At 69.5% G+C, this 16,368-nt stretch carries 14 protein-coding genes, 1 tRNA gene and 1 CRISPR repeat array; of the genes, 8 read left to right on the top strand and 7 right to left on the bottom strand.

The genetic code is table 11. The features are described from left to right. Window positions 1–10 precede the first annotated feature (10 nt). From AB0L06_RS31265 to AB0L06_RS31250, 4 genes are all read right to left on the bottom strand, one after another. Window positions 11–790: an SDR family oxidoreductase gene (locus AB0L06_RS31265; protein ID WP_500234721.1), complete on the bottom strand. Its 780-nt coding sequence runs from the start codon at window positions 788–790 to the stop codon at window positions 11–13. Continuing rightward, the gene (locus AB0L06_RS31260; RefSeq protein WP_500234720.1) at window positions 787–1,968 is read right to left on the bottom strand and encodes an acyl-CoA dehydrogenase family protein; all 1,182 of its coding nucleotides are present in this window, start codon (window positions 1,966–1,968) and stop codon (window positions 787–789) included. Before AB0L06_RS31260 ends, AB0L06_RS31265 begins: the two co-directional genes overlap by 4 nt. A gap of 78 nt (window positions 1,969–2,046) precedes the next feature. After that, entirely contained in the window at window positions 2,047–3,936 is a 1,890-nt protein-coding gene (locus AB0L06_RS31255; protein ID WP_500234719.1) for a SpoIIE family protein phosphatase, read from the bottom strand. 84 nt (window positions 3,937–4,020) lie between these two features. Next, a complete protein-coding gene (locus tag AB0L06_RS31250) occupies window positions 4,021–4,875 on the bottom strand; it encodes a hypothetical protein (protein ID WP_500234718.1) in 855 nt (284 codons plus the stop codon). Window positions 4,876–4,985: 110 nt separating this feature from the next. On the opposite strand from AB0L06_RS31250, the gene AB0L06_RS31245 reads away from it, so the two are divergent. Next, window positions 4,986–5,059, top strand: a tRNA-Pro gene (locus AB0L06_RS31245). A gap of 421 nt (window positions 5,060–5,480) precedes the next feature. Next, window positions 5,481–6,365: direct repeats of the CRISPR family, unit length 29 nt; unit sequence GGGACCATCCCCGCGTGCGCGGGGAGCAC. Window positions 6,366–6,666: 301 nt separating this feature from the next. On the opposite strand, the gene AB0L06_RS31240 is transcribed toward AB0L06_RS31245, so the two are convergent. The 3 genes from AB0L06_RS31240 to AB0L06_RS31230 all read right to left on the bottom strand — a co-directional run bounded on the left by AB0L06_RS31240 (window position 6,667) and on the right by AB0L06_RS31230 (window position 8,491). Beyond that, complete coding sequence (locus AB0L06_RS31240; protein WP_500234717.1) at window positions 6,667–6,900, bottom strand: helix-turn-helix transcriptional regulator; 234 nt, start codon at window positions 6,898–6,900, stop codon at window positions 6,667–6,669. 256 nt (window positions 6,901–7,156) lie between these two features. Continuing rightward, window positions 7,157–8,116, bottom strand: a complete 960-nt coding sequence (locus AB0L06_RS31235; protein WP_500234716.1) for a C40 family peptidase — start codon at window positions 8,114–8,116, stop codon at window positions 7,157–7,159. A gap of 30 nt (window positions 8,117–8,146) precedes the next feature. After that, complete coding sequence (locus AB0L06_RS31230; protein ID WP_500234715.1) at window positions 8,147–8,491, bottom strand: helix-turn-helix domain-containing protein; 345 nt, start codon at window positions 8,489–8,491, stop codon at window positions 8,147–8,149. A 156-nt stretch (window positions 8,492–8,647) separates the two neighbouring features. Here AB0L06_RS31230 and AB0L06_RS31225 point away from each other — a divergent pair, with 156 nt between their 5' ends. Genes AB0L06_RS31225 through AB0L06_RS31195 form a run of 7 tightly spaced genes read left to right on the top strand, consistent with a single transcriptional unit; the run spans window position 8,648 to window position 16,307 of the window. Continuing rightward, the gene (locus AB0L06_RS31225) at window positions 8,648–9,163 is read left to right on the top strand and encodes a hypothetical protein (RefSeq protein ID WP_500234714.1); all 516 of its coding nucleotides are present in this window, start codon (window positions 8,648–8,650) and stop codon (window positions 9,161–9,163) included. Beyond that, window positions 9,157–9,492, top strand: coding sequence for a hypothetical protein (locus AB0L06_RS31220; RefSeq protein ID WP_500234713.1), 336 nt, complete (start codon window positions 9,157–9,159; stop codon window positions 9,490–9,492). The genes AB0L06_RS31225 and AB0L06_RS31220 overlap by 7 nt, the downstream gene beginning before the upstream one ends. Beyond that, window positions 9,489–10,166: a DUF8175 domain-containg protein gene (locus tag AB0L06_RS31215; RefSeq protein ID WP_500234712.1), complete on the top strand. Its 678-nt coding sequence runs from the start codon at window positions 9,489–9,491 to the stop codon at window positions 10,164–10,166. The genes AB0L06_RS31220 and AB0L06_RS31215 overlap by 4 nt, the downstream gene beginning before the upstream one ends. Then, window positions 10,163–11,584 (top strand): hypothetical protein, encoded by a 1,422-nt coding sequence (locus AB0L06_RS31210; RefSeq protein ID WP_500234711.1) that lies wholly within the window; start codon window positions 10,163–10,165, stop codon window positions 11,582–11,584. The genes AB0L06_RS31215 and AB0L06_RS31210 overlap by 4 nt, the downstream gene beginning before the upstream one ends. Next, a complete protein-coding gene (locus AB0L06_RS31205; protein ID WP_500234710.1) occupies window positions 11,565–13,046 on the top strand; it encodes an SCO6880 family protein in 1,482 nt (493 codons plus the stop codon). The genes AB0L06_RS31210 and AB0L06_RS31205 overlap by 20 nt, the downstream gene beginning before the upstream one ends. A 13-nt stretch (window positions 13,047–13,059) precedes the next feature. Next, complete coding sequence (locus tag AB0L06_RS31200; protein WP_500234709.1) at window positions 13,060–14,505, top strand: putative type IV secretion/conjugal transfer ATPase; 1,446 nt, start codon at window positions 13,060–13,062, stop codon at window positions 14,503–14,505. Then, window positions 14,502–16,307 carry a type IV secretory system conjugative DNA transfer family protein gene (locus AB0L06_RS31195; protein ID WP_500234708.1) on the top strand — a complete coding sequence of 602 codons (1,806 nt, stop codon included), beginning with the start codon at window positions 14,502–14,504 and terminating at the stop codon, window positions 16,305–16,307. The genes AB0L06_RS31200 and AB0L06_RS31195 overlap by 4 nt, the downstream gene beginning before the upstream one ends. Window positions 16,308–16,368 lie beyond the last annotated feature (61 nt).

Raw genomic sequence — 16,368 nt, 5'->3', positions numbered from 1 at the left:
TGTCGGTTTCCTAAGGATGCTGAGAGGAGACGGAGACGACCTCGCCCACCATGTAGGACGAATAGTCGCTGGCCAGGAAGACCATAACGTTCGCGACCTCCCACGGCTCCGCGTGGCGGCCGAAGGCCTCGCGGGCGGTCAGCTCGTCCAGGAGGTCCTGGTCGGTGACCTTGACCAGGTGCGGATGCATCGCCAGCGACGGCGAGACCGCGTTGATCCGGACGCCGAACTCGGCCGCCTCCAGCGCCGCGCACCGCGTCAGCGCCATCACGCCCGCCTTCGCCGCGGCGTAGTGCGACTGGCCCTTCTGCGCCCGCCACCCGATGACCGAGGCGTTGTTGACGATGACGCCCGCGCCCTGGCCGCGCATGTGGCGGAGCGCGGCGCGCGTGCAGCGCATCGTGCCGTTGAGGGTGATGTCCAGGACGCGCGTCCACTGGTCGTCCTCCATGTCGACCAGGTTCGCGGTGCCGCCGAGACCTGCGTTGTTGATGGCGACGTCGATCCTTCCGAAGCGTTCGGCGGCGGCGGTGTAGAGCGCCTGGACCTGCGCCTCGTCGGTGACATCGCAGGGCTGCACGGCCACGCGGTCCTCGCCGAACTCCTTGGCCAGGTCCTCCAGGCTCTGCCCGAGGCGGCGTTCGTGCGCGTCCGAGATGAACACGCGCGCCCCCTCCTCCAGGCAGCGGCGGGCCGCCGCACCGCCGATCCCGGCCCCGGCGGCCGCGGTGATGACGACCGACTTGTCCGTGAGCAGCCCGTGCCCAGGCACATAGGTGGGGACGGTCATGGACGGGCCTCCCTCGGCAGTCCGAGCACCCGCTCGGAGATGATGTTGCGCTGGATCTCGTTCGACCCGGCGTAGATCGTGTCGGAGCGGGAGAACAGGAACAGCCGCTGCCAGTCGTTCAGGTCGTACGGCTCATCGGTGGCGACCAGGCCGGCCGTGCCGAGCACGTCCATGGCCAGTTCGCCCAGCTCACGGTGCCACGTCCCCCAGACCAGCTTGGAGATGGACGACTCGGGCCCCGGAGCGCCGGACGCCACGCCCGCCATCGTCCGCACGGCGTTCAGCCGCATGACCTCCAGCCCCATCCACGACCGGGTGAGCCGGTCGCGCAGCAGCGGATCGTCGATCGCGCCGGTGCGGCGGGCCAGGTCGATCACGCCCTCCAGCTCGCGCCGGAACCCGACCTGCTGGCCGAGCGTCGCGACACCGCGCTCGAACCCGAGCGTCGCCATCGCGATGCGCCAGCCCTCGCCGGGCGTGCCTACGATGTTCGCCGCGTCCGTGCGCGCGCCGTCGAAGAACACCTCGTTGAACTCCGAGGTCCCCGTCGGCTGGACGATCGGCCGGATGTCCACGCCGTCCTGCCGCATCGGGACGAGCAGGTACGACAACCCGTGATGCCGGGACGAGCCGGGCTCGGTGCGGCACACCACGAAGCACCAGTCGGCCTCCAGCGCGAGCGACGTCCACACCTTCTGCCCGTCGATCCGCCACCGGCCGTCCTCGAGGACGGCCCGCGTCTGCACGTTCGCGAGGTCCGAACCGGCGTTCGGCTCGGAGTACCCCTGGCACCACAACTCGTCCACGGCGACGATCGGCGGCAGGAACCGCGCGCGCTGCTCGCCCGTGCCGAACGCGATGACGGTCGGCCCGAGCAGGTTCTCGCCGATGTGGTTCACGCGGGCGGGGGCGTCCGCGAGCGCGTACTCCTCGTTGAAGATGACCTGCTGCTCGAGGCTCGCGCCGCGTCCGCCGTACTCCTTCGGCCAGCCCACGCACGTCCAGCCGGCACGCGCCATGTGCCGCTCCCAGGCGAGCCGCTCCTCGTGCGCCTCGTGCTCGCGGCCCGGCCCGCCCAGGCCGCGCGCGTGCGCGAAGTCCCCGGACAGGTGCGTCTCGAGCCAGTCGCGGACCTCGGCGCGGAAGGCCCGGTCCTCGGGGGTCTCGTTCCGGTTCACGCCCCGAACTCTACCAAACGGTTGTTAGAAAGAATGGCCGACGGACGCCGCGGGTCGGGACGTTTCCGTGATCTCGTCTCAGGCGACGCGGAAGGCGAACAGCGTGGTGTCGTCGGCCGAACGGTCGTGGCCGATGCGCTCCAGCACCCGGTCCAGGACGGCGTCGGGATCGGCGTCCTCGCACTCGCAGAGGATGTCGCAGAGTCGCGTGATGCCGTCCTCAAGGTCGGCGTCACGCCGCTCGACCAGGCCGTCGGTGTAGAACAGCACCAGATCGCCGGGCTTCAGTAGCGTCGAGTGCGTCCCGTAGTCGTACTCCGGCACCGCGCCCAGCAGCGGATCGGCCTCGGCCGCGAGCGTGCCGGCCTTTCCGTCCCGCAACAGCACGGGCGGCAGATGCCCGGCGCTGGCCCACTCCAGGTAACGCGACTGCGGCTCGAAGTGCGCCACAACGGCCGTCCCGGTCGCGGCGGGCTCCAGGTCGAAGACCAGATCGTTCAACCAGCCGACGAGCCGTCCAGGAGAACGCCCCGTGTAGGCCATGCCGAGCAGGCCGTTGCGCATGCGCGCCATCGCCGCGGCGGCCGGAAGTCCATGCCCCGCCGCGTCACCGACGGCCATCAGGGCCCGCCCGTCCGCCAGCGAACGCGTCGCGAACCAGTCGCCGCCGATCCGCGCGTCACTCTCAGCGGCCAGCGACCGCACCGCGACCTGGACCCCCGGCAGCCGGCGCACGCCGCCGCTCTCCGGATCGGGAAGGATCGCCCGGCGCAGCGTCGCCGTGACCCGGCGCTCCTGCGCGGTCAGCGCCTGCTGGCGCAGTATCTCCCGGCGCGTCCGGGCGAGCGCGCGCTCGACACCGCGACGACGTGTGATGTCCTGCGAGACGAGGTTGATCGTGACCGGCTTGCCCGACGCGTCCAGCACCGGCTCGGCGAACACCCACAGATGCCGCTGCCGGCCGCTCGGCAGGACGACCCGGTGCTCCACCTCGACCGGCTCCCGGCGCGCGAACAGCGTCCGCAGCCCCTCGGAGATCAACTCCCGGTCCTCAGCGTGGATCACCGCGCCCAGCTCGTCCGGGACCAGCATCCCGGCCACCGCGTCCAGCCCGTAGTTCGCCGCCATCTGCGGCGACCCGGTGATCCGCCCGGTCGCCAGGTCCCACTCGGCGAACCCGATCGCGACCAGGCGCTCGGCGCGCTCCAGACGCCAGCGCATCCGGTCCTCACCGCGCAGGTACCGCCACGAGACGACCACGCCGGACTGGACGGGCACGCACCGGACGGTCATCCGGGACGCCCGCGTCACCCCGTCCCGCGCGGACGAATAAAGGAACGGCCCCCGCGCGAACGGCTCACCGGACTCCAGAACCCGCACATAAGCCGCGAACAGCCCCGAGAGCGCCGCCCCGGGCTCGATACGCAGCAGACGCCGCCCGACCAGCTCATCCGGAGCGCGCTCGAAAAGATCATCGACCGAGGCGTTCACCCCGGCGTACAGGAAGTCGACGACGCGCCCGTCGGCGTCCCGCACGGGCACCAGGTGCGCCGAGGACGTCAGCGACGCGTCCAGCACGGCTCGAGCACTCGGATCGTCCGTCAGCGACGCCAGGATCACCGCGTCCTGCGCCGTGTCGGCCGCCGCGACCCGCCGCAGCAGCTCCTCAGCGACCGGCTCGGCCTCCGGCGGCTCCTCGGCGACGACCGCCCCGCGCCCGACGCCGCCGAGCGGCGCGTCCGGGTTCTCCGCGACGGCCCGGCCCCCGTCGACGACCAGCGCGGCCGCCTCGTCCAGCTCGAGATCAAGGTCGCGGGCCAGCCAGATCAGATGCTGCAGGGCCTCCCCGGACGGGCATCCCAGCCGGTCCGCGAGCACGATACGAGCCTCAGCGAGGACCGCGCGCTCCTGCGCCCCGTCCCCTACGCCCAACCCGGCGCCCATCGGCATCGCATCCGTCTCCGTCACCCTGTACCCCTCACGACATTCACGACCGTACAGTCATGAACACCATGTAAACGGATGCCCATCCCTTAAATCGGTAAAGTCCGATCAACCCCCGGCAGCCCGGAAGACCTCCCTTGTAAGCCCTGTGACCTGCCGATACGCCGTCGAAAAGGACGTTCCAGCAGGCTGCAACGTGAGCACCACCACGATCTTGTCACCCACGATCCCGGTCGTATGCAGCACCGGCCGCCCGATCCCGAGATCAGGCCCCAACGCCGGCATCGCCCCGTTCGAACAGGGCCGCCCCGGCGCGTCCCCGAATCCGGACCACCCCTGCTTCACCGCCCACGGCCGCTTCAACGCACGCGGAATCCCGAAGAACTGGTCGAAATGATCGGTCCCGCACCGCGTCGCCCGCCGCAACTCCCCCAGCACCGTCTCCCGCGCCCCCGCGGGCGCCTTCTCCAACAGGTACCGGTAGATCTTCACGACGTCCGCCGCGCTCAGCGCCGAGTACCCCCAGAACCCCGGCTTCTCCGCCGGCGGCGGCGCCGTCTCGGTCAACCCGATCTTCCGCGCCATCCGCGTCACGATCGCCCCGCGCCCGTTCCGCCGCCACAGCTCCGACGCCGCCCCGTCGTCACTCGACCGCAGCATCGGGCCCAGCAGCGGGTCGTCCTTCTTCTCCAGCTGGTCCAGCGCGATCAGCAACTTGATCACCGAAGCCGACCGGAACACCTGATGCGGCCGGTGCTGCACGACCATCGCCCCATGCTCGAAGACCGCATAGGAGGCCCGCACCCCATCAGGCACCCGAACCGAAGCCCGCGCCACCGGCGACCGCGTCTCCGGCGTCGCCCGGGGCGTCCCACTCCTGACCGTGCTGCTCTCCACTACGACAGGCGCCCTTCCGTCCGCACACCCGCCGAGCGCCAAGCCCAACCCGACGACGGCGCCCACCCGGCACCCCACCGCACCCAGCACCCGACCCGCCACCCGCTTTCCCGGTACGCACTAGCCCTGGAACTGCGCTAGAGTAATCACGCCCGCTCAACGAGGGGGCAAAACACCGGGACGTAGCGCAGTTTGGCAGCGCACTTGACTGGGGGTCAAGGGGTCGTGGGTTCAAATCCCGCCGTCCCGACCGGGAAGTAGCAGGTCAGAGGCCGGTTCTCCACCACGGAGGACCGGCCTCTTGATCGTTTGTTAGCCATTCGTTAGTGGCCCACCCCGCCCCACAAGCCACTCCCCCGGTCCACACACCACCCCAACGGACCCCGTCCGCCCTCCGCAACGGTTCCGTGTTCACATCACCCCCACCCCAAAACCCTCACTCGAAGAAGCCCCTCCCAACTGCCGTCGCCCTCTGGCAAGCATCCAGACCAGAGGCAGACAAACAATGGGCCAAGCACAGCAGCACCACGGCACACACGACCTCCCGCTCGAACATCCCCGCGTGCGCGAGCAGCACCGCAGCCCTGGACGGCGGTTCTTCGTTGAGCTGGGGACCATCCCCGCGTGTGCGGGGAGCACAACGCCACGGGCAACGGCCACACGCGGTCCCTGGGACCATCCCCGCGTTCGCGGGGAGCACTGCGGCTCGGCCTACACCTGGGACGCGTCCCAGGGGCCATCCCCGCATGCGCGGGGAGCACACCGCTGCACGAGCAGGCGCATCCGTGGTCATGGGGCCATCCCCGCGTGCGCGGGGAGCACCCGGCTGTACACCGAGGACTCGATGTGGTCCGGGGGACCATCCCCGCGTGCGCGAGGAGCACGAGGTGCAGCTGAGTCCCCTGCAACTGTGGTGGGGACCATCCCCGCGTGCGCGGGGAGCACTGGTAGGGGGTTCCGATGTACTTCATGGCCGCGGGACCATCCCCGCGTGTGCGGGGAGCACAGGGTGGCGGGCACGTTCACCCCCTGCGGAGAGGGACCATCCCCGCGTGCGCGGGGAGCACGTCGGCGTACGGGGTGAACACCTTACGGTCGGGGGACCATCCCCGCGTGCGCGGGGAGCACACGTCGAACATGTCAGCCTGCGTGAACGCGATGGGACCATCCCCGCGTGCGCGGGGAGCACCACCTCGGAAGTACGGGCGGGGACGAGGCGCTCAGGACCATCCCCGCGTGCGCGGGGAGCACTCCCCCGAAGGGTCTGGATCTCGTACGGTACGGGGACCATCCCCGCGTGCGCGGGGAGCACTACGTCGGCAGGGCGCGGAGGCCCTGCTCCAGGGGACCATCCCCGCGTGCGCGGGGAGCACAGCGCGGCGGCGACCTTCCGCACGTTGCTCTCGGGACCATCCCCGCGTGCGCGGGGAGCACGTGAGCCGCACCTACGTCTGATCGACTGATGAGGGACCATCCCCGCGTGCGCGGGGAGCACCCCGGCCTGTCGCGCAACCAAATGCTCCGCCTGGGACCATCCCCGCGTGCGCGGGGAGCACACTCAATGACCTGCACGGTTACGCGGCCACAAGGCCAGTTTCGAGCACTTCATGCGAGCCCGACAAATCAGACACGTCCGATGCCCCGCTGCTCCCGTGTGATTCGACACCAGTCGGACTACGCCCCCTCAGTTTCGTCTGACTTCTGTGCGCAGGCCTGCTGCTTGCTGCGTTTGCGACTGCTTCGACGCCCCTCGCCCGCCGTCAGGCCAGCAGCATCGCCGATCAAATCGAGTGTAGGGAGCCCCTACTTGGCGGAATGGGTTCAGCGAGGAAGCCAGTCCGCCAAGCAGGGCGTCACCTACTGTGGGTCGTCGTCATGTTGAGCGCATCGCAACTGCTCGCCCAGAGCGGCCATGATTGCGGCGGTCGGAACTCGATAGCCGGTCCCCACCCTGATCACTCGACATGGGAAGCGGTCTTCCTTGGCAAGGATGTAAGCGTAGGAACGAGAGATGCCGAGAGCCTTGGCTGCAGTGGGAATGTCCACCACAGTCGGAAGGCTGTCAAGGTCCGAGCGGTTGAATGCATCCATCGGGTTCTCCTTGATCGGTGATTCGAGTGAAGCCGACACCTCATGGGCCGTCGCCCCGACGGACAGCGGGGCGACGGTGGCAAGAGGTGCGTTTGGGACGTCGGAGGTCCGAGTGCGCCTCGTCCCATTCACGGTGATGGCCTGGCATGGGTGCGACGTTGGGCGATCGGGACATCTGGTTCCCCAACAGGCAGACATGGCGGCCATAGACAGCGGATTTGGAAACTTGGGTGAGCCTGGTGCACAAGACCTCCCGTCAGGATGAGGTGAAGTTGCCAGGGCGGATGGCTCCGACGTACTCGCGTTCGCGGTAGGGGTTGCCGGTGAAGGCGGAGGTGCGGACGACGTCGCCGGTTTGGGGGGCGTGGATCATGCGGCCGTTGCCGAGGTAGAGGGCGACGTGGTGGATGGTTGCGGGGTCGGTGGTGTCGTGGGCGAAGAAGAGTAGGTCGCCGGGGGCGAGTTGGTTGCGTGGGATGTGGGGGCCGTCGCGGTATTGGGCGGCGGCGATGCGGTCGAGGTGGATTCCGGCTCGGGCCCAGGCGTATTGGGTGAGTCCGGAGCAGTCGAAGCCGACGGTGTTGGCGCCTTGGGCGATGCCGCGGGTGGGGCCTGCAGTGTTGCCGCCGCCCCAGGAGTAGGGGGTGCCGAGCCAGCGGAGGGCGGCGCGGATGGCGGTTTGGCCTCGGGTGGTGGCGGTGGGTGCGGCGTATTTGGCGGCGAGTGCGAGGACGCCTGCGACGTAGGTGTTGCTGTGGTTGTAGGCGTAGAGGGCCGCGCGGAGGTGGGTGCCGCCTTTGCCTGCGCCGTTGGCGCAGAGGTAGTGGGCGGCGGTGTAGATGGCGTCGGCCGGGTTGTAGCGGTCGGTGCGTCCGTCTACGTCGCCGTCGGTGGCGTAGGTGCTGAAGGTGGAGGCGAGAAACTGCATCGGGCCGCCGGCGCCGGCGTAGTTCTCGCCGGAGTGGGTGCCGGGTTCGGTAGAGCGGCCGTGGTCGGATTCCGTTTTACCGATGGCGGCCAGCACGGCCCAGGACAGCCCAGGGCATGTCTGGGCCGCGTCCATGTACCAGCGCAGGTAGTCGGGCGGGATGTCGCGGCGGGCTTGTGCGGTGGGCGCGCCCGCGACGTCCGGGCTGGCGTTGCTGGGTGATGCGCTGGGGACGAGCAGAAGCGGCAGCGTTGACAGGGCTGCCCCGGCCGCGGCGACTCTCAGCATTTGGGCCGCCGCGCTGGGGCTGGACGCGGATCAGTCGGTGGTGGTGGCTTCGTTGTGGGCGCGGCGCTGCGCGCGGTAGCCCGCACGCCTGGCGGGTTCGGTGGGCTCGTTCGGGTCTGACTCATCGGCGGTCCCCGGTTCGCGGTGGGGCTGCCGCAACACCTCGCGGACCGCTTCCCAGGAGTAGCGGAAGTCCTTGCCGGTCTTGAGCGCGGGGATCTGTCCTGCGTGCGCCATGCGGCGGACGGTCTGGGCGGACAGGCCCAGCTTGGCGGCCAGTTCGGCAGTGGTGAGGACGTCCGGGTCGCGGCCGGTGGCTGCGTCGGTGTCATTGCCGGGGCGGTCGGCCATGTCGGCTCCTGGGGTCGCGGTCACGGTCTCACCTTTCATTCTCGTGGACGTAGTGCTGCGGAAGCACGTTGTTCGATGCGTTGAAGTTTGATGAAAATGCTTGGCGATGCTTGCGCTCCATAATATTGACACGTACGGTGCCCGTATCGCAACTCTGAGCAACCGACCGGAGGCATCCGGATGCAACTTGGAAGACTCGAACTCAACCTGGCCAGCCCGGGCCCGTCCGCTCCCCAACCACTCAGTCCAGGCAACCTGCGCCTGATCGGAGCGCATGGCGGAGCGGGCACCAGCACGCTGGCCGTCCTGCTCGGCGGGGCACTCGACCTGGGCACCACGGAACATGTCCCCAAGGTCGCCGACACGCCGATAGTGCTGGTCACGCGCAACACCGTGGCCAGCTCTCGTCGTGCCATCACCGCGCGCCATTACCTGGGGCGTGTCGGCCACCAGGTGCGGGTGCTGGCGATCGTCGACGACGGTTTCGGCGAGCCACGGGACGCGAGCTCGCGGTTCGCACTACTGGCTCCGCAGGTCGCCGGAGTGGTGCGGGTGCCGTTCATGCCCGCGCTACGCCTGGCCACCGACCCGACGCGGGTTTCCGTTCCCTCCAAGGCACGGCGCGCGCTCGACCGAATCCTCGCCCTGGCCGCCCAGTCGGCGAACAGCGTCACCCCAGCCGCGAGGGAGTGCTGATGTTCCTCTCCCCTTACCTGCTGGGACTGACCTTGATGACCAAACCCGAGGCCACCACATCGCCGGGCGACGGCCTGCAGGTTCCCGACCCGGCGCCGAGTCCCCCGCCCGGCCTGGACGAGAAAGTGAACACCCTTCTCAGCTGGGGCAAGTGGGCAGTGCTGATCTGTGGCGTCGCCGGACTGTTCATCTGCGCCGGGCAAATGGCGATCGGCCGCAAGAACCGATCCACGTTCGCCGCCGACGGTGCGACCGGCATCCCCTGGGTGCTGGGCGGACTCAGCCTGGCCGCGACCTCCTCCGCGATCGTGGGGGTGTTCTTCAAGTGAACCGCCGACTCGCCCTCATCAGCACTGCCACTGGTGTGGTGCTCGCGCTCGGTTCGTTCGCGCTTCTGCCGGACCACCGCGGCCACGACCAGCGAGTCGTTCGTCCGCCCACCTCCGTCAGCGATCAACTCCAGGCCTCCCCCGCCACGCCACTGTCGGGCCTGGAGTGGCGAGACTTCCATGGGTTCCGGCTGCCGTACTCGGCCTCGGAGGGGCCGCACTTCATCAAGGGTGACCGGGCCGCTGGCTTCACGCGCTCCCCGCTCGGGGCCCTGCTGGCCGCGGTTCATGTATCGGTGCGTTCTGATCCGCGCTGGGGTTTGGCAACCGCTTCCGACACTGTGAACACCCAGTTCATCGGGCCGGACAGGACCGGAATCCTCGCCTCGATGAACCTCGCCTCGGCCACACCGGGGACTCCTCGCGCCTACGCAACGCTGGAGGCGTTCCGCTGGCAGGGCTACACACCGGTGACCGCGAGCCTGGATGTGGTGTCGGCCGGTCCGGGTGACAGCGACCAAGTCGTCCGGGCGGTGACCCGTATCCAGGTGCAGTGGGATAACGGCGACTGGCGTGTGGTCGCCCCTCCCGGCGGAACTTGGCTGGCAGCTGCGGCACCGATCAGTTCGGCGGACGGCTACACACGCTTCCCCACCACCGGGAGCGGCCGATGATGCCGTTCTCTCCGATACCGTTCGCGCCGCCGTGCAGCACCGTTCTGGATCCGCAGTGTGTCCAGACCGTCGACCATCATGACGGGCACGCCTTCGGCATACCGCTGCCTGACATCGCGGCCGAGGCGGGCGGCAATGCCCTGGACAGTCTCGCCAAGGCAGTCACGTCCGCGGTGAAGTGGTTCGTCTCGCAGACCTCCTCATGGTGGGTGCAGTCTCCGTCGCCGAATCTGGAGACCGAGCCCGCTGTCGCGCGGATGCACGAGCTGATGCAGCCGCTCACGATCGCGGTGGCGGTCGGGGCGCTACTGGTGGTGGCCGCGAAGCTGGCCCTGTTGCGCCGCGCGACGCCGCTCATCGATGCCGGAACCGGTCTGGCCGTCCTGGCCGTGGTGAGTGTGCTGGGAGTGGTGCTACCCAATCGGCTGCTGGAGTGGGGCGACCAGTGGGTGTCCTGGGCGCTTGACGCCTCGGCCTCGGGCGGCTTCGCCAACACGATGACGAACCTGATGCTCTCTGGGCAGGGCGTCCCGGCCGTGCTGGTGGTGATCCTCGGGCTTCTCGCGCTGTTCATCGGAATCATCCAGGCGCTGCTGCTGATCCTGCGTGGTGCGGCGATCGTCCTGCTGGCGGGGATGCTGCCGCTGGCGGCGGCCGGGATGATGACCAGCGCAACCAAGGGGTGGTTCAAGACGGTCGGCGGGTGGATGCTCGCCCTGATTTTCTACAAGCCGGCCGGCGCGGCGGTGTACGCGACCGCGTTCACCTTCGTCGGCACCGGCGAGAACCTGCAGACCAAGATCGCAGGCTTCGCCATGATGCTGCTCAGCCTGATCGCCTTCCCGGTGCTGCTGCGGTTCTTCACCTGGACGACCGGCAACGTCTCGTCCGGGTCCGGCGGCGGAATCATGAACAGCGTCATGGGCGGGATGACCGCGATCGGCGCACTGCGCGGATACGGCTGGGCCCCCGGAATAGCCGGTGCGGGGTCTGGAGGCGGCGCGGCAAGGGAGCACGCGAGCCGCCTGTCGGAGCAGCTCGGCGAGCAACACGGTTCCGACCGCACCACTTCCTCGGGTTCCCCCACTGCCAGCTTCTCCGGCGCCCCCGGAGGCGAAAGCAACGGTACTGCTGGCGGGCCCTCGTCCCCGTCCTTCTCCACGGCAGAACAGCCTGGTGCAGCCGACGCGGCAACGCCGTCTGGAAGTGCGTCCGGGGCCTCTGACGTGGCAGCGGGCTCAACATCCTCGAGTGGAGAGCCTGTTGGCCCGGCCACCATTCAGATGGTGGACCAAGAGCGGAGGCGAGGGCCGGAGGCGATCCGCTGGCTCGGAAACCCCACGGGCAGCAGCGGTGGCGGCGCATCGGGCGCACCGACCGGCGCAGGGGATGCGGGAGGTGGTGCAGGTGGAGCCTGAAATCCGTACCTACGGCGGCTGGCGGCGCCGACATGGCATCGGTCTGCTGGGTCTGGACACCAGCGCGACCTTCGTCGCGCTGGCCGTCACCCTGGTCTTGGTCGTCCTCGCCTCGGTCCGTCCGGTTGTCCTGCCGTATGTGGCACTACCTGTTCTGTTGGCTGGTGGACTCTGCCTGGTCCGGATCGGCGGGATCCCTGTTGGACGGCTCGTCTTGGTGCGTATTCGCTGGTGGTGGGCGGTTCTACGAGGGCGGACACGTTACCTAGCAGGGATCGTGGTGGAACATCCGCGTGCGTTCCAGCTCCCTGGCGCTCTGGCGCCGTTGACGTTGCTCAATGCCGAGGACGGACGCGGCGGCCGCTACGGAATCGTCTGGGATCGTCGCACCGGTCTGCTGACCGCGACGTTGCGCGTCGTTCCCGCTTCCACGTGGTTGGCGGATCGGGCTGACGGTGACACCTGGGTGGCCTCTTGGGGTGGGTGGCTGGCGTCGCTGGGACATCTGCCTCAGGTGCGGTGGGTCAGCGTCACCGTCGACACCGCTCCTGAGCCCGGTTCGACTCTGGCCGACGCGGTGTCCCGTTCAGTGGTGCCGGATGCGCCGGCATCCGCGGTGGCAATCTTGGACGAGTTGGTGCGGACCGCGCCTGTGGCTGCTGCTGACGTGGATACCCGTGTGTCGATCACTGTCGATCCGAAGGTCTCGGCGACCAAGCCGCGTTCGCTTGCCGAGGCCGTTGCCGAGCTTGGGCGGCTGCTGGACGGTCTGGCGTCGCGACTCGGTGGTTGCGGGGTGTCGGTGCTGGGCCGGGCTTCGGCGGCGGAGATCGCCGGGACGATCAGGATCGCCTTCGACCCGCACAGTCGCGGCGAGGTCAACCGGCTCCTGGGCCATGGCATCCCTGAGGTGTTGACCTGGGGCGATGCCGGACCGCTCGCCGCTCGCGAGCACACCGACCGCTACGAGCACGACGGCGGCGTCTCGGTGTGCTGGGGATGGCACGAGCCGCCCCGCCAGAACGTCCGCTCCGACATCCTCGCGAGTTTGGTCGCCCCGGGCCCGTTCCCCAAGCGAGTCACGCTGCAGTACCGGGCGCTTCCGGCGGCCGCCGCTAGCCGGATGGTCCAGCAGGAGGTCAACGCCGCGTCGTTCCGCACGCAGTTCCGTCGCCGGACCGGGCGTGACGAGACCGCCCGCGACAGCGTCGATACCGCTCGTGCCCACCAGGCCGCCGCGGAGGAGGCCGCGGGAGCCGGCGTCTGCCTGGTGTCGATGTATGCAGCGGTCACCGTCACCGATCCCGATCTGCTTCCTCGCGCGGTCAGGCACGTGGAGTCCGCCGCCGAAACAGCAAGGATCCGGCTGCGTCGCCTCTGGGGCAGTCAAGCCGCCGCGTTCGCCACCACGCTGCCCTGCGGGATCTGCCCGCCCGACCTCACTCACCGTTTCCCCCGGTAGGAAGGAGCCACCTGTGCCCAGCGAAACCGATGCCGAGACCGCCGCGATGGCCGAGCCATTGGCTCCGCCCTGGGGCTGGAAACACCCAGGCGCTGGACGCGTCGCACACGTCGAAGCGGCGCCGGAGTTCCAAGCGACCACCAGCCAGGTCTGCGGACTGTTCCCCTTCACCGCCGGATCCGGGACGCCGACCCTCGGGACGCCGATCGGACGGCACCAGCTGTGGGGCGAGGTCGTGTGCTGCGACCCGCTGGCCTGGCTACGTGCCGGACTGGTCACCAACCCCGGCATGTTCGTCCTCGGCCAGCCCGGAACCGGCAAGTCCACCCTGGTGAAACGCCTGCTCACCGGCGCGGTGGCGACGGGTACGACCCCGATCGTTCTCGGCGACACCAAGCCCGACTACACGATGCTGGTCGATCATCTCGGCGGCCAGGTCATCCGGATCGGGCGCGGTCTCGACCGCATCAACCCTCTGGACGCCGGGCCACTGGCAGCGGTCAAGGGGACCGGCTCGGAAACCCTGCGCTGGGAGGTCCGTTCTCGTCGGCTGTCGCTCCTGCTCGCGCTGGCGACGCTGGTCCGCGAAGCCCGCATCACCAACGCCGAGGAGGTCATCCTTGGCCGGGCCCTGGACCTGCTCGATGACCGGCTGGACAGCGAGCCGACCGTTCCGGACGTCCTGCGCATCCTCGGGCAGGGGCCTGCCGAGTTGCGTGCTGTGACCCGCACCGATTCGGAGCGGCACTACCAACGACAGATCCGGGAGCTGCACTTCACTCTTCAACTGCTGCTGACCGGCTCGCTCGCCGGGGTCTTCGATGCGCCCACGACCCGCCCCCTTGACCTGGACGCGCCAGCGATCAGCGTCGATATCTCACGTGTTCGGGCCGCCGGGGACAAGCTCCTCACCGCCGCGATGCTGTGCACTTGGGCGTACGCGTTCGGCATGGTGGACGCCACCGCCGCACTCGCCGACCTCACCGGTGCCCCGCGTCGCACCCACCTGGGTGTCATGGACGAGCTCTGGCGGGCCCTGCGCGGAGCGCCTGGCCTGGTCGAGCACGCAGACGCCTTGACCCGGCTGAACCGTGCCAAGGGCATGGCCTCCATCATGATCACCCACTCTCTTTCTGACCTGGACGCCCTGCCGAGCGAGGCGGACCGCGCGAAGGCCCGCGGTTTCGTCGAGCGTGCCGCCATCACCGTCCTGGCCGGGCTGCCGCCCCGTGAGCTGGGCCGTGTCCACCAGATCACCCCGCTCACCGGCCCCGAACAGCACCTCGTCGCGTCCTGGTCGGCTCCCGATTCCTGGACCGCTGGCGCACGCCACCCCGGACGCGGCCGGTACCTCATCAAGACCGGCGAACGCCTCGGCATCCCCGTCGAACTCTCGCTGGTCGGCCCCGAGTTCGACCTCTACGACACCGACCAGGCCATCCGAGGAGGCACGGCATGACCCGCGCTCTCGGGCCACGCGCCTCCATCTGGGCCTCGAACGCGGCAGGCGGCTGGATGGTGCTGATCGCCTGCTGGCTGCCGATCGGATGCCTGTGGCTGCTGTGGGCCGCCGCGCGCATCGCCGCCGTGCTGGCTGGTGGGCGGGTGATGGCGTTCGGTGTGGACTTCGCGCTGGCGCTCGCCCGGGGCCAGGCGTCCCGTATGTGGCCTGGGACGCCCACACTGCTGGTTCTGGCGCTCGTCGTCGGGTTCGCCGCTGGGGTCGGGACGTTGGCGTGGGCCGCATGGCGACGCATCGCCGCGCGCCTCACTCCGCCCGGTGACCCGGTTGCTGCGCTGGCCGAACGAGCGAACGTCGCTGAGCTGTCGCCTGATGCCACCGCCTCGCGTGCTGTGGCGTTGCGTCGTTCCCTGACGAGCCGCGTGCCCGCCGAGCTGGCTTGCGACGACATCGGCTTGGTGATGGGCGATGCCCTGAAGCCCGCCGGGACGGGGGCCAGGTTGTACAGCTCCTGGGAGGACACCGTCGTCGCCTTCATGGCGCCGCGCTCGGGCAAGACGACCACCCAATCCATCCCCCATGTGCTCTCGGCGCCCGGCGCGGTCATCGCCACCAGCAACAAGGCCGACCTGTGGTCCGCGATCTCTAGCGTCCGAGCCGCCAAGACCGGCGGGAAGATCTGGCTGTTCGACCCCCAGCGCATCACCTACCAGGCCCAGGAATGGTGGTGGAACCCGCTCGCGAACCTGGCCACCGTCGAGGACGCCCACCGCCTCGCCGGACACTTCGTCCTCACCGTCGACGACGGCCAGAAGAAGGACCTCTGGGGACCGGCCGCACAAGACCTGCTGTGCGCACTGCTCCTGGCAGCCGCCACCTCCGACCGCTCGATGCACCACATCGCCCAATGGCTGGACGAGCCTGCGGTGCCCACCCCGATCGAGCTGCTCCAGCAGGCGGGCTTCCATCTGATGGCTTCCTCGCTGAAGGGCACGCAGAACGGCGCGGTCGAGACCCGCGACGGGATCTACCAGACCGCCCGCACCGCCGCGAAATGCCTACGCGACCAGGAAATCCTCGCCTGGGTCACCTCACAAGACGAGCTGCCGGTCTTCGAACCGGACGCCTTCGCCGCCTCCCGCGACACCCTCTACCTACTGTCGAAATCCCTCAGCGCCGCCGCTCCACTGATCGCCGCGCTCACCGACACCGCCATGCGCGCCGCCGAACGCCGCGCCGAACAATCCGGCGGACGACTCGACCCGCCCATGGTCGTCGTCCTGGACGAAGCGGCCAACATCTGCCGCATCGCCGACCTGCCCCAGCTCTACTCCCACCTGGGATCACGCGGAATCGTCCCGGTCACGATCCTCCAGTCCTATGAGCAGGGCGTGACCGTGTGGGGCGAACCCGGCATGGCAGCGCTCTGGGGCGCAGCCACCCGCAAGCTCATCGGAGCGGGCATCGACTCCCCCAGGCTCGCCCGCGACCTGGCAACCCTCATCGGCCAGCACGACGTCCCCGTCCGATCCATCACCTACAACGAAGGCCGCGCCTCCGAACAGATCTCCCTGCGCCGACAGGAGATCCTCGAGGCCGCCGACATCCGAGCCCTGCCCGCCGGAACAGCGCTACTGCTCGCCACCGGCACCCGCCCCGCCCTGATCCAACTGCGCCCCTGGTACCGGGGCCCGCACACGACCCGCATCAACGCCGCGATCAGAACCGCCGACGCCGCCATCACCGAGGCTGCCCGCCGCTACCACCAGAAGAAGGCCGACCTGGACCCCGACGACTGATCCACCAGCTTCACCTGCACATTCTCTGAACGACCCCACGAAAGGAGCACGTCCCATGAAC

It is taken from the genome of Spirillospora sp. NPDC052269, assembly GCF_040679435.1.
Taxonomy (GTDB): domain Bacteria; phylum Actinomycetota; class Actinomycetes; order Streptosporangiales; family Streptosporangiaceae; genus Spirillospora.
This window is presented reverse-complemented; position numbering and strand designations above follow the sequence as displayed.

Excerpts from the sequence above, each read along its gene's own strand:
- AB0L06_RS31265 (WP_500234721.1), bottom strand. The coding sequence starts at position 790 with ATGACCGTCCCCACCTATGTGCCTGGGCACGGGCTGCTCACGGACAAG.
- AB0L06_RS31240 (WP_500234717.1), bottom strand. The coding sequence starts at position 6,900 with ATGGATGCATTCAACCGCTCGGACCTTGACAGCCTTCCGACTGTGGTG.
- AB0L06_RS31235 (WP_500234716.1), bottom strand. The coding sequence starts at position 8,116 with ATGCTGAGAGTCGCCGCGGCCGGGGCAGCCCTGTCAACGCTGCCGCTT.
- AB0L06_RS31225 (WP_500234714.1), top strand. The coding sequence starts at position 8,648 with ATGCAACTTGGAAGACTCGAACTCAACCTGGCCAGCCCGGGCCCGTCC.
- AB0L06_RS31210 (WP_500234711.1), top strand. The coding sequence starts at position 10,163 with ATGATGCCGTTCTCTCCGATACCGTTCGCGCCGCCGTGCAGCACCGTT.
- AB0L06_RS31195 (WP_500234708.1), top strand. The coding sequence starts at position 14,502 with ATGACCCGCGCTCTCGGGCCACGCGCCTCCATCTGGGCCTCGAACGCG.